The organism is Nonomuraea sp. NPDC003727, assembly GCF_053586935.1.
In genome coordinates this window covers 23,522-35,881 of the sequence record NZ_JBSFNE010000002.1, presented here as the reverse complement: position 1 = coordinate 35,881, position 12,360 = coordinate 23,522, and the positions used below count along the sequence as shown (strand labels likewise).

Genomic DNA, 12,360 nt, shown 5'->3' with positions numbered 1-12,360 from the left:
CATCCGGTCACCTTGGGTGACCGAGCCGTTCCTCCGGCCCCGTTGACCGGGCGGGCGAGCTCCGGGGGCCCTAGGCAGAACGTGAGCAATGTTCTAATCTCGCCGCCATGCCCCTCATCGCCCGAAGGACGCTGACGCTCTTAGGCGTGGTCCTCGCCCTGCTCCTGCCCGCCGGCGCCGCCCTGGCTCACGAGGAGCGGGAGGTGAAGCTGCCGGACGGCTCGGGGAGCGTCCCCACCTACCGGCAGAGGGAGCCCGACCTGCTGGTCTGCAAGACGGATCGATCAGACTTCGAGCGCCGGATCGCGAGTTTCCCTGCCGAGCTCAAGCAGCGCAACCTCGACCTGTTCGCCCGCTGCCAGAAGGAGGGCGTCCGGCATCTCCAGGAGGCCGTCGACAAGGTCGACCGCCCCGGGATGAACATCGCCATCCTCCCCGGCCGCTACCTGGAGGAGCCGAGCCTGCCGCAGCCGGGGGGCGCCTGCGCCAAGCTCGACGCCCGCTGGTCGAGCTGGGGCTACCAGATCCTCTCCTACGAGCAGCAGGCCCAGTGCCCGCACAACCAGAACCTGGTCGCCATCCTCGGCAAGAAGGACCTGCAGATCGAGGGCACCGGCGCGGGCCCGCTCGACGTGATCGTCGACGCGCAGTACCGCAAGCTCAACGCCATCCGCGCCGACATGACCAACGGCATCTACTTCAGGAACTTCACCGCCCAGCGCACCACCTTCAACTCCCTCTACATCCTGGCGACCGACGGCTTCGTCATCGACCAGATGCTGACCAGGTGGAACGACGAGTACGGCTTCCTGACCTTCGCCAGCGACCACGGCCTCTACACCGACTGCGAGTCCTACGGCAACGGTGACTCGGGCCTGTACCCGGGCAGCGCCTCCAACATCAACGACGGCCGCGGCCACGAGGTGCCGCGCTACTCCATCGAGATCAGGCGCTGCAAGAGCCACCACAACATGGTCGGCTACTCCGGTACGGCAGGCGACTCCGTCTACGTCCACGACAGCGAGTTCTGGGGCAACCTGGCCGGCGCCACCATGGACAGCGCCTTCCCCGGCCATCCGGGCCTGCCGCAGAACCACGCCAGGTTCGAGAACAACAAGATCTACGACAACAACGCCTCCTACTACGAGTACGTCAGGGACGGCACCTGCGCCAAGCCCCCCGCCGAACGCGGCTACGAGAAGGGCGTGGTCTGCCCCCAGATCGGCCTGCCGCCCGGCAGCGGCATCATCACCGGCGGCGGCAACTGGAACGTCTTCAGGAACAACTGGATCTGGGGCCACGACAACGCCGCCTTCAACCTGCTGGCCGTGCCCGCCTTCATCAGGGGCGAGGAGTCGTGGGACAAGCAGTTCGACACCTCGCACCACAACCTCTACGCCGGCAACCACCTGGGCGTCTCGCCGGCCGGCGAGAAGCGGCCCAACGGCGCCGACGTCTACTGGGACGGCCAGGGCACCGGCAACTGCTGGGAGGGGGTGCGCGTCACCAGCCCCGGCGCGCTTCCCGCGTGCGGCGCGAGCGGCCCGTCGAGGGTGGTGGCCGAGCCGGTCAAGCTCGTGCAGATGTACCTGTGCAACGACTACAGCGTCGGCGACCGCCGCCTGCCCGGCGGGTGCTGGTGGTTCGGCTCCAGCGGCCTGGCCAGGGTGGAGGTGCAGCTGGCGCTGGGCGGCTCGCTGGTGCTCGGGCTGATGGCCGTCCTGCTGTGGCGGCGCCGCCTGCGCTCGCGGTGGGCGCTGCCGCTGACGCTCGCCGGACTGGCGGGGCTGGCGCTCGACGTGGTCGGGGCGCTGGAGCCCTACACGGTCCTGCCCGCCGCCGCGCTGGCGCTGACGGGCGTCTGGCTGCTCGGAACGGGGCTGGTCATGCGGGGGGCCTTCGGCTGGTTCGGCGTCGTGCTGGGCGTGCTGCACCTGGTCGACGCCTTGGACAAGGCGGTGTGGATGCTGCCCGTGCTGCCGATCGGGCCGGGCTGGATCCGCGGGCTGCTGACCGGGGTGTGGGTGCTGTGCGCAGTGGTGGCGGTCGCGCCCCGCCGTACCGGCAGGGTCGCGGAGGAGACCGCGTGAGGCGGGGAGCGGCGCTGGTCGTGCTCGCGCTGGTGGCGGGGTGCGGATCGCTGCCGGAGACGCATCACCGGCCGGGCACCGGGCACGAGGTGGCGACGGCGGCGCCCGCGCCCGGCGACCCGCGCGCCGAGATCACGATCGCCGGGGGCAAGGTGACACCGCCGTCCGGCTGGCTGGAGGTCAGGCGCGGCCAGACCGTGACCCTCACCGTGACCAGCGACGTCGCCGACGAGCTGCACGTGCACGGCTTCGACATCGGCAAGGAACTGCAACCGGGCAAGCCCGCCGTCGTCAGCTTCACGGCGGACATGACGGGCGTGTTCGAGGTCGAGACGCACGAGAGCAAGCTGGTGCTCATCCAGCTCGCGGTCACGTGACCGGGATCCTGGCGCACGGGATCGGCAGCCGCAGCGACCTGCCGATCCCCCTGTTCTACGCCTACGCGGGGGCGTTCGCGGCGCTGGTCGTGTCCTTCCTGGCGCTCGGCCTGCTCTGGGCCGACTCCCGCTTCAGCGGCGACAGGGCCGGCAGGGTCCTGCCGTGGCGCCCTCCCGCCCGGGCACTGCGCGTCGCGGCCGCGCTCGTGGCGCTCTACACGGTGGGCTGGCTGGTCCTGGGCCCGGCCAGGGACAACGCCGCGCCGTACCTGGTCTATGTGGTCTTCTGGGTGGGGCTGGTGCCGGCGTCGCTGCTGTTCGGGCCGGTGTGGCGGCTGGCCAACCCGTTCCGGCTGCTGCCGGACCGGCCGCGCCGCCCGCTGCCGCGGCGGCTCGGCTACTGGCCCGCCGCGGCGGGCCTGACCGCCTTCACCTGGATGGAGCTGGTCTCGCCCGAGCCGGCCGCGCCGCCGACACTGCTGGCCTTCCTCCTCCTGTACGGCACCGCCACGGCCGCCGGCACCCTCGTGTACGGCCACGCGTGGCTCGACAGGGGCGACCCGTTCGAGGTCTTCTCCACGCTCGTCGGCCACCTGTCGCCGCTGGGCCGCAGGGCCGACGGGACGCTGGTGCTGCGCAGCCCCTTCAACGGCCTCGACGCGATCGTCCCGGCGCCCGGCCTGGTCGCGACCGTGTGCGTCCTGCTCGGCAGCACCGGCTACGACGGCTTCGCGGGCGCGCCGTTCTGGGTGACCGCGCTGCAGACCAGCCCGCTCGGCCGGGTCGGCCTCGGCACGGTCGGCCTGGCCGTGGCCATCGGGGGAGTGGCGCTGCTGTACGCCGCGTGCCTGTGGGCGGCGGGCCTGATCGGCCGCACGCGCGGGCTGACCCCGCGCTTCGCGCACTCGCTGGTGCCGATCGCGATCGGCTACCTGGTCGCGCACTACTTCTCGCTGTTCGTCATCGAGGGGCAGCGCGCGGTCATCCTGGCCCTCGGGCTGCCGGGCGAGGTCGACGCCGACGTCGTCGGCCCCGGCACCATCGCGACCGTCCAGGTGCTGGCCATCGTGATCGGCCACGTGCTCGGCGTGGTCGCCGCCCACGACAGGTCGGTGCGGCTGCTCGAACCGGCCAGGGCGGTGGCCGGCCAGATCCCGCTGTTCGTGCTCATGGTCTGCTACACCATCGGCGGGCTGACCCTACTCTTTGCCGCATGAGACGCATTCCCGTTCAGCGGCGCAGCGCCGAGAAGGTCGACCGGATGCTGGACGCGGCGGCGGCGCTGCTGGACGAGGGCGGCTACGACGCGCTGAGCACCAGGACGGTGGCCGCCCGCACGGGGATGCCGATCGGCTCGATCTACCGTTTCTTCAGCGACAAGCGGTCGCTGGCCGCCGCGCTGACCAGGCGCAACCTGGAGCAGTTCGTCGCCCGCATCGAGCCGAAACTCGCCGGGGCCCGCGGCTGGGAGCCCGTCATCGACGCCGTCGTCGACGAGTACCTGCTCATGAAGGCCACGGTCCCCGGCTTCGCCGTCCTCGACTTCGGCGACAACTCCGAGGTCGCGCACGCCCTCGCCGACCTGCTCGGGATCGACGCGGTCAACCCGATGCTGGTGGCGGTCGAGGCGGCCGACACGCTGCTGCGGGCCCACCACGACGAGCCCGAACTGATCGAGGAGACCAAGCAGCTGCTGCGCGCCTACCTAGGCCGTCGTCTCCCGCCACCTGTTGGTGATCGGTAGCCTGCGGTCCCTGCCGAAGTTCTTCGGCGTGATCTTCGGGCCCGGCGGGTACTGCCGGCGCTTGTACTCGGCGAGGTCGACCAGCCTGATGACCCTGGTCACCAGCTCGGGGTCGTGGCCGGCCGCGATCAGCTCGGCCGAGCCCATGTCCTTCTCGACGTAGTCGTCGAGCAGCCGGTCGAGCACCTCGTACGGCGGCAGCGAGTCGGTGTCGCGCTGGTCGGGCCGCAGCTCGGCGCTGGGCTCCTTGGTGATGGAGTTCTCCGGGATCGGCCGCTCGGCGCGCAGCAGGAACGAGGGATCGGTGTGCTCGTTGCGCCACCTGGACAGCGCCCACACCATCGTCTTCGGCACGTCCTTGATCGGCGCGAAGCCGCCCGCCGAGTCGCCGTACAGCGTGGAGTAGCCCGTCGCGAGCTCGCTCTTGTTGCCGGTGGTCAGCACCAGGTGGCCGTGCTCGTTCGACAGCCCCATGAGGATCATGCCGCGCACCCTGGCCTGCAGGTTCTCCGCGGCCAGCCCCGACAGCTCGATCTCCTTCTCGAAGGCGGTGACGATGTCGGCGATCGGCACCACCTGGGCGTTGATGCCCTGCCTGCGCACCAGCTCCTCGGCGTCGCCGACGGAGTGCTCGGAGGAGTGGCGCGACGGCATCAGCACCACGTGCACGCGATCGGGGCCGATCGCGTCGGAGGCGATGGTGGCCGTCAGCGCCGAGTCGATGCCGCCGGACAGACCGAGGATCACCGAGCGGAAGCCGTTCTTGGCCACGTAGTCGCGCACCGCGAGGACCAGCGCCTGGTAGACCTCGCCGGTGTCGTCGAGCCGGGGCGCCACCCGGGGCTCGACCGGCGCGTACGGCGCGACGGGCGCGTCCGACAGCACCAGGCGTTCCACCGTGATCGTCGTGCCGTCGCCCGCGTCGATGGGGAAGACGCCGGGCTCGGCGGCGGAGACCGGCAGGTCGAGGTCCACCACCAGCAGCTCCTCGCGGAACTGCCCGGCCCGCGCCACCAGCTCGCCCGTGCTGTCGACGACGATCGAGTCGCCGTCGAAGACCAGCTCGTCCTGGCCGCCTACCTGGTTGGCGTAGGCCAGCGCGCACCCGGCCTCCCTGGCCCGGCGCGCGACCAGCTCCAGGCGGACGTCGTCCTTCTCCCGCTCGTACGGCGAGGCGTTCGGCACCACGAGCAGGCCAGCGCCCGCCTGGCCGACGACCGCGACGGGGCCGCCGTCCTGCCACAGGTCCTCGCACACCGCGATGGCCACGTCGACGCCGTGCACGCGGAAGATCGGCAGCCGGTCGCCGCGCACGAAGTAGCGGTACTCGTCGAACACGCCGTAGTTGGGCAGGTGGTGCTTGGCCGTACGGGTGGCGACCCTGCCCTGGTGCAGCACCGCGGCGGCGTCGAGCGGCGCGCCCTTGGGCTGGCCCACCCGGGGCGCGAGCCCGGCCCGGTCGACGTAGCCGACCACGACGGGCAGGTCGCCGAGCCCTTCGCCGGCCAGCCGGGCGGCCACGTCCTCCAGCGTCCTGATGCTGGCCTCGACGAAGGAGGTGCGCAGGACGAGGTCCTCGACCGGGTAGCCGGTCAGGAACATCTCGGTGAACAGGACGAGGTGGGCGCCGCGGCCGGCGGCCTCGCGCGTCCATCGGACCAGCGCGTCGGCGTTGCGGGTCAGGTCGCCGACGACCGGGTTCGTCTGTGCCAGGGCGATGCGCAAGTGAGCCACGGCCCCAGCCTAGTACGCCGGATTTTTTATCGTCAAAGCGACGATAAGGAGGTCGTCACCTCCCCGGGGTGACCAGGCCCGACTCGTACGCGGCGACCACGAGCTGGGCCCGGTCGAACAGCCCCAGGTGGTCGAGCAGGCCCGCGACCGCGCCGGCCACCTGGCGGTCGGGGACGGCGAGCGTCTGCGCGATCTGCCGGTTGGTCAGCCCGCGGGCGATCAGCTTCAGCACGTCGAGCTGCGTGTCCGGCAGCCCTGCCAGCGCGGGGGGCGCGTCGGGGTCGGTCCGGCCGGCGAAGGCGGAGATGATCCTCGTGGTCACCGAGGGGTCGATCAGCGCGTCTCCGGCCGCGGCGGCACGCATGGCGGCGACCAGTTGCTCGGGGGCCGAGGTCTTCAGCACGAAGCCGCTGACGCCCGCGCGCAGGGCGGCGTAGAGGTTCTCGTCGGTGCCGAACGTGGTCATCATGATGACCTTGGGCGGGTTGGGGTCGGCCAGGATCCGGCGTGCCGCGGTCAGCCCGTCGAGCCGCGGCATCTGGATGTCCAGCAGGACCAGGTCGGGCCGGGTCGCCTCGACGACGGCGATGGCCTGCTCGCCGTCGGCGGCCTCGCCGGCCAGTTCCAGGCCGGGCTCGGTGTCGATCACGACGCGCAGCCCCGTCCTGACGAGCGCCTGGTCGTCGGCGACGACGACGCGCAGCTCCTTCGCCGGGCCCGCCCCGCCGTCCAGGTGCGCCTGGCCCGCGAGGTCGCCGGAGTGTCCGGCGGCGGGCGCCGGCCCCGCGCCACCGTGGGCGGCGCCGGGGCTGCCAGGGAGGGTACCGGGGACCGCGGGCGACGGGCCCGGGACGCCGGGGGCAGGGGAGACGTGGCCGGGGGCATGGCTGGGGGTATGGCCGGGGACGTGGTGGAGGGCGGGGAAGGAGGCCGGCGGGGGCGCCAGGTCGGCCTCGAGGTGCGGTGACTGGGCGAGCATGTCGGCCTCCAGCCGCTGCAGCACGGCCGACGGGTCGAGGCCCAGCTCGTCGCGCCAGATCGCCCGTGCCCGCCGGAGCGTGGCCAGCGCGTCACCCTGCCGCCCGCTGCGGTACAGGGCCGTGGCCAGCAGCCGCCACGCCTCCTCCCTGAGCGGGCAGGCGCCGGCGTGCGCCTCCAGGTCGGGGACGAGCGAGGCCGCGTGGCCGAGGCGCAGTCCCGCGTCGGCCCGCCGTTCGAGGGCGACGAGCCGCAGTTCCTCCAGCCGCGCGCCCTCGGTCGCCGCCCACGCCAGCTCGGCGAACTCGGCGAGCGCGGGACCCCGCCACAGTCCCAGCGCCTCCTCCATGGCCGTCCACACCACGGGCGCGGGACCTTCCACGCGCGCCAGCCGTTCGAAGTGCCAGCAGTCGACCTGCTCGACCGTGGCGCGCAGCGCGTACCCGGGCGGGGCCGTGACCAGCACCTCGGCCTCCGACCGGGGCGCGCGGTTCGGCTCCAGGGCGCGGCGCAGGCGGGAGACGTATCCCTGGACGGTGGACAGGGCCTGCGTGGGCGGCCGGCCCGGCCACAGCTCGTCGATGAGCGTGGTCACGGGCACCGCCCTGCCCCTCGCCACCAGCAGCCTGGCCAGCACCGCCATCTGCCGCTGGCCGCCGAGGTCGAGGGGAAGTCCGTCGAGGAGGACCTGGAACGGTCCCAGTGCGCTGAAGGTCACCATGGCAGGCGTAAGCGTAGAGCCACCGGTGACCGCGCGAAATGACGACATGTTCAACAATCTCCGTTCACCCGGGTCGCCTGGCCTGCGTGGCGGGGCCCGGGTGAGGAGAGACGTGCGAGGGGCCGGGCGGCAGGACGGGCACGTGTGGACGCTACCGGTCTCCTGCCAATGCCCGATCAACGCTCGTTCAACGCCGCCCTGCGCCGGATGGCGGGGGAGAGCGCGACCCCGGCCGCACCGGTGACCAGCCCGATGGCGCCGACCGTGAACCACAGCGCGGACGCGCTGATCTCCAGCAGCGGCGTCATCAGCGGCGCGACCATGCCCGCCGCCGCCCACGCGAAGCCGAACAGACCCGCGTACCTGCCGCGCAGGTGGGCCGGGGCGAGCGAGGCCACGATCGCCCCGGCGATGCCGGCCGTGACGATCTCGCCCAGCGTCCACACCACGATGGTGGCCACCAGCCCCGCGGTGGAGGTGACGAAGGAGGTCAGCGCGAAGCCGGCGCCCATGACGGCGACGCCCAGCGCGAAGGTCCTGGCGGGGTCCCTGCGGCCGAGCCAGCCCGACACCAGCGGCTGCAGGACCACGATGAGCACGCCGTTGGCCGCCATCGCCGCGCCGAACTCGCCGGTGTTCAGCCCGACCAGCTTCATGGCGACGGGCAGGGTGGTGAAGGTCTGGCTGTAGACGAGGGCGTCGCCCAGCACGACAGCGGTGAAGGCGAGCATCAGCCGGTCGCGCAGCACCTCCCGCATCCCGCCGCCAGGTCCGCCCTCCTCCGGCTCGGGCCTGGTCTCGGGGACCGCCCGCCACACCAGCACCGCGAAGACGACGCTGCTGAGGGCGTCGAACCAGAACAGCCACAGGAAGCCCGACTGGGCCAGCCAGCCGCCGGCCGTCATGCCGACCGCGTAACCGAGGTTGATCGCCCAGAACAGCAGGCCGTACGCCCTGGGCCGCTCGGCGGGCGCGATCAGGTCGGCCACCAGGGCGCTGGAGGCGGGCCGGTAGGCGTCGATCACCAGGCCGAGCACGAACATGGAGGCCAGGATCGCCGGCAGCGTCGTGCTGTAGCCGAGCGCCAGCATCGCCGCCGCCGTGGCCAGCATGCCGCCGGACAGCGTCGCCCTGCGCCCGATCCGGTCGGTCAGCGAGCCCGCGACCAGCTGCGAGGCGAGCTGGCCCGCGCCGAACACCGCCATCACGATGCCGGTGGCGGCCAGCGACAGGCCGCGCGCCTGGCTCAGGTACACGCCGGTGAACGGCATCACCATGGTGCCCAGCCGGTTGACGAGGGTGCCGCTCCACAGTGCCCAGAACGGCCTCGGCAGCCCCCCGATCTGCGCCTTCAGGAACGACGGCTTTTCCACGCTTGCGGTAGTCACGCCGCAAGGCTGACGGTGATCCGTCCCCTTCGCGAACCATTTAGGGCAGACTAAAAACATGTCCATCGTCTGGACCCTCAGGCCCGAGGACGTCGCCCGGATCAGGTTCGCCTTCTCCCCGTTGTGGGAGCTCGTGGCCAGCCTGCGCACCCTGCGCGATCCCGCGCGGCAGTCCGTCCACCTGCCGTGGATCAAGGCGGTGCGGCCCCGCCTGCCCGCGCTCGACCTGAGCGAGCTGCTCGCGCTGGTGGCGCCGAGCGGCTACCTGGCCGACTTCATCACCCCTCCGCCCGACACGCCGCTGCCGGAGTTCGCCGCCGAGCTGGAGAGGGTACGGCGGACGCCGCCCGAGCGCGCGGCCGAGGAGGCGGGCATGGTCGTCGGCTCCGACCCGGAGGTCGTCCGGCGGTTCAGGTCCGACCCGGCGGCCGGGATCGCCCGCGTGGCCGACGCGCTGGAAGCCTACTGGGAGACCTGCTTCGCCGAGTACTGGCCGCGCGTGTACGCCCTGCTCGAACGGGACGTCATGCGCCGCTCCCGCGAGCTGGCCTCCGGCGGGGCGCGCCAGCTGTTCGCCGGTCTCGACCCCGCCGTCGTGTGGACGGGAGAGCAGCTGCTCGTCGACCGGCCGTGGTGCACCGGCGGGGGGTTGCACGGCGACGGGCTCGTGCTGCTGCCGTCGGCGTTCTACTGGCCGAGCGTGGCGGTGATGACCGCCCCCTACCAGTCGATGCTCATCTACCCGGTGCAGGGTGTGGGCACGCTGTGGGAGCAGGGGCCGCCGCCCGCGCCCGGCGCGCTGGCCGCCCTCATCGGCCGCAGCAGGGCGCAGATCCTCACCGCCCTGGCCGAACCGGCCACCACGTCGGCGCTGGCCAGGCGGATGTCGCTGACGCCCGGCGCGGTCAGCCAGCATCTCGGCGTGCTGTCGGCGGGCGGTCTCGCGGTCGGCACCCGGCTGGGCAAGGAGGTCGTCTACCGCCGCACCGCGACGGGCGACGCGCTGGCTAGCAGCGCCGCCTGACGCTCTCCGCGGCCAGCGGGGCGGGGGTGGCCGGGGCGCGTCCCGCCGGTGCGGGGCCGTACAGGCGGGCGGTGGTGCGCTGGATCTCGTCCGGGTCGAGGTCGACGCCCTCGACGGTCACCTGCTGGCCGTGCACGTCGGTCACCCGCAGGCTGAACGGCCCCGCGCCCGCGCCGCCCGCCGCCACCCAGTAGCTGTCGGAGCCACGCTCGAGCGCGCGCCAGCGGCCGTGGTCGCGGATCTCGACCGAGCGCAGCGGATTGCCGTGATCGAGCAGCTGGAGCGCCAGCCAGCCTGCCGTGGAGCCCTTCCGCACCCTGACGGCGAGGCCCTGGCCCAGCTCGGGGTTGCGGACCTGGTGGTAGTCCACAGTGGCCACGCCCGAGCGCGGATCGGCGATCACGGCGAAGGCCGCCATGCTGAGATCCAGCTCGCCCCGCCGGCAGGTCGGGCAGCTGTCGACGACCTGCACCCGGACCGTGCCGCGCGGCCCCTTCACGTCGAGATAGCCGCCGCACGCCCGGCTTCCCGCGTACTCCTCTGCCGACACCGACGCGTACAGTTCGGCTCCGGTGATCGCGCAGTTGCCCGCCGTGCCCTGGTAGTGCAGCGCCCTGCCGGACATCACCGGCTCGACGTCGGCCACGGCGCAGCCGTCGCGGCCCGGCAGGTTCACCGCCCACAACGCGACGGCGAGGGCGGCCAGCGCCGTCACGCTCGTCGCTCCTCGCCGCCGCCACGGCATCCGTCTCGCGTGTCTGCCCCCCACGATGAATACATAGGGGAAGCGGGCGATGACGTTACGTGTAACGCTCGCTCTCCGCGGCCCAGTCCATGTGGGCGCGCGGGGCGGTCAGGTAGGCGCAGGCCACCATGCTGACGTCCCTGGCCGTCCTGCGGGGCAGCTCGCCGAGCGGCAGCCGCTTGGCCGCCGTCCGCATGTCGGCGCACCGCTCCTCGATCCGGTCCAGCACCCAGTCGACGGCTTCGGCCTCGCCCACCTCCAGCTCCCGCGCGGCCACGACCACGAAGTTGTGCGCGTCGCCCCGCTCCTTGGCCAGCGAGGCCAGGTCGTTGCACCAGGCGGCCACGTCGGCGCAGGAGTCCACCAGCGCCTGCCACTGCTCGGCGGCGGCCAGCTCGGGCGGCACCTCGACGCCCAGGCACGGCTCCACCAGGTCGTACAGGAAGGGGCCCGCCGTGCCCCTGCGCAGCGCGGGATACTCCGCGATGGTCGGCACCGCGCCGCTCGCCCTGTTGTCCGCCTCGGCCCGGCACGCGTCGGCCTGCCGCTGCAGGTTCGTCGCGAAGCGCAGCCGCCAGTCGTCGCTCATGGTGGCGCTCGTGGCCCGCCACAGGTCCGTGAAGGCCGCCTCCAGCGGGTGCGCCCCGTTCCCCGCGAACAACCTCGGGTACGGCTGGCCCTCCTCGTCCACCAGGTCGTCCAGGTGGAACAGCCATGTCAGCCACTGCGCGAACAGCGCCGCCGCCCTGGCGTCGAACTCGGCGAAGGCACGCGCGGCCAGGCGGTGACACGCCGACCTGCGGTCCACCTGGAGTCCCGTCCGCCGGGTCCAGTCGATGACGGCCGCCTCGATGGCGTGGACCGAGCGGTGCATCCTGCACGGCGCGGCCAGCGCGGGAACCCGCGAGGTGAGCGGCGTGAGCGCGCTCGCGGGCGTCATGGTCAGCACTACAGCGGCCCGAACAGCCAGTTGCCCACCGCGTGGGGGTCGTCGCCGGTGTAGTACTGCCTGACGGCCTCGACCAGCTCCGCCACGCCCAGCTCGCCGTCCCTGTCGCGGTCGAGCCGGTCGAAGGCCTCGTCGACGTCGTCGTAGGCGGTGCCGAACGCGCTGAGCAGCACGCGGAACTCGGCCACCCCGATCCGGCCGTCGTGGTCGCCGTCGCACAGCTCCGCGACCGCCGTCGCCGCGGGCCTGAAGACCGGCTCGAACATGTCGCCCTCGACGAACGCGCCGGTCATCCCGGCGTGGAACTCGGCGTTGGAGATCCACGCGTCGTTGTCCCTGCCGAGCTCGGCCGTCAGCGCCGACCAGATGGCGTCGAAGCTCCGCACGAGACGGTCGCCGACGACCGAGGTCGGAGACTCGCCGAACCCCACCAGCAGGCGCGCGCCGAGCCCCAGCAGGTCGTCGCGCTCGATCTGCCCCCTGCCGTCGACGTCGATATGCGTGAAAGCTCGATCGAGCTTGTGTTTGCGCAGCTCAGTGCTCATCCGTGTTTCCCCCGAGACGGTAGTGCGTGATCACCCTAGGAGGGGCGGGAGCCGTTTGTCAGCGA

Annotated in this window: 11 protein-coding genes; 5 read left to right on the top strand and 6 right to left on the bottom strand. The window is 72.7% G+C overall.

Features of this window, described 5'->3' with window-relative positions; genetic code table 11:
- The first annotated feature begins 107 nt into the window (after positions 1-107).
- From ACWDLG_RS05440 to ACWDLG_RS05425, 4 genes are read left to right on the top strand one after another with little or no spacing between them, the layout of a single operon-like run.
- Positions 108-2,090, top strand: a complete 1,983-nt coding sequence (locus tag ACWDLG_RS05440) for a right-handed parallel beta-helix repeat-containing protein (RefSeq protein WP_449916253.1) — start codon at positions 108-110, stop codon at positions 2,088-2,090.
- Positions 2,087-2,467 carry a hypothetical protein gene (locus ACWDLG_RS05435; RefSeq protein WP_449916252.1) on the top strand — a complete coding sequence of 127 codons (381 nt, stop codon included), beginning with the start codon at positions 2,087-2,089 and terminating at the stop codon, positions 2,465-2,467. Before ACWDLG_RS05440 ends, ACWDLG_RS05435 begins: the two co-directional genes overlap by 4 nt.
- Positions 2,464-3,684 carry a hypothetical protein gene (locus tag ACWDLG_RS05430; RefSeq protein ID WP_449916250.1) on the top strand — a complete coding sequence of 407 codons (1,221 nt, stop codon included), beginning with the start codon at positions 2,464-2,466 and terminating at the stop codon, positions 3,682-3,684. The genes ACWDLG_RS05435 and ACWDLG_RS05430 overlap by 4 nt, the downstream gene beginning before the upstream one ends.
- Complete coding sequence (locus ACWDLG_RS05425; RefSeq protein ID WP_354912924.1) at positions 3,681-4,211, top strand: TetR/AcrR family transcriptional regulator; 531 nt, start codon at positions 3,681-3,683, stop codon at positions 4,209-4,211. Before ACWDLG_RS05430 ends, ACWDLG_RS05425 begins: the two co-directional genes overlap by 4 nt.
- Here ACWDLG_RS05425 and ACWDLG_RS05420 read toward each other — a convergent pair.
- The 3 genes from ACWDLG_RS05420 to ACWDLG_RS05410 all read right to left on the bottom strand — a co-directional run bounded on the left by ACWDLG_RS05420 (position 4,173) and on the right by ACWDLG_RS05410 (position 9,032).
- Complete coding sequence (locus tag ACWDLG_RS05420) at positions 4,173-5,945, bottom strand: NAD+ synthase (protein WP_449916246.1); 1,773 nt, start codon at positions 5,943-5,945, stop codon at positions 4,173-4,175. The genes ACWDLG_RS05425 and ACWDLG_RS05420 overlap by 39 nt on opposite strands.
- 55 nt (positions 5,946-6,000) lie before the next feature.
- The gene (locus ACWDLG_RS05415) at positions 6,001-7,644 is read right to left on the bottom strand and encodes a BTAD domain-containing putative transcriptional regulator (RefSeq protein WP_449916243.1); all 1,644 of its coding nucleotides are present in this window, start codon (positions 7,642-7,644) and stop codon (positions 6,001-6,003) included.
- Positions 7,645-7,820: 176 nt separating this feature from the next.
- Complete coding sequence (locus tag ACWDLG_RS05410; RefSeq protein WP_449916241.1) at positions 7,821-9,032, bottom strand: MDR family MFS transporter; 1,212 nt, start codon at positions 9,030-9,032, stop codon at positions 7,821-7,823.
- 58 nt (positions 9,033-9,090) lie between these two features.
- Between ACWDLG_RS05410 and ACWDLG_RS05405 the strand changes: the two genes are divergently transcribed.
- On the top strand, positions 9,091-10,056 hold the full coding sequence (locus ACWDLG_RS05405; RefSeq protein ID WP_449916239.1) for a DUF5937 family protein: 966 nt from the start codon (positions 9,091-9,093) through the stop codon (positions 10,054-10,056).
- Here ACWDLG_RS05405 and ACWDLG_RS05400 read toward each other — a convergent pair.
- The 3 genes from ACWDLG_RS05400 to ACWDLG_RS05390 all read right to left on the bottom strand — a co-directional run bounded on the left by ACWDLG_RS05400 (position 10,040) and on the right by ACWDLG_RS05390 (position 12,295).
- The gene (locus tag ACWDLG_RS05400; RefSeq protein ID WP_449916237.1) at positions 10,040-10,771 is read right to left on the bottom strand and encodes an expansin EXLX1 family cellulose-binding protein; all 732 of its coding nucleotides are present in this window, start codon (positions 10,769-10,771) and stop codon (positions 10,040-10,042) included. The two genes, ACWDLG_RS05405 and ACWDLG_RS05400, sit on opposite strands and share 17 nt — an antisense overlap.
- A gap of 85 nt (positions 10,772-10,856) precedes the next feature.
- Complete coding sequence (locus ACWDLG_RS05395; RefSeq protein WP_449916234.1) at positions 10,857-11,741, bottom strand: terpene synthase family protein; 885 nt, start codon at positions 11,739-11,741, stop codon at positions 10,857-10,859.
- 8 nt (positions 11,742-11,749) lie between these two features.
- Complete coding sequence (locus ACWDLG_RS05390) at positions 11,750-12,295, bottom strand: EF-hand domain-containing protein (RefSeq protein WP_449916232.1); 546 nt, start codon at positions 12,293-12,295, stop codon at positions 11,750-11,752.
- Between the last annotated feature and the right edge of the window lie 65 nt (positions 12,296-12,360).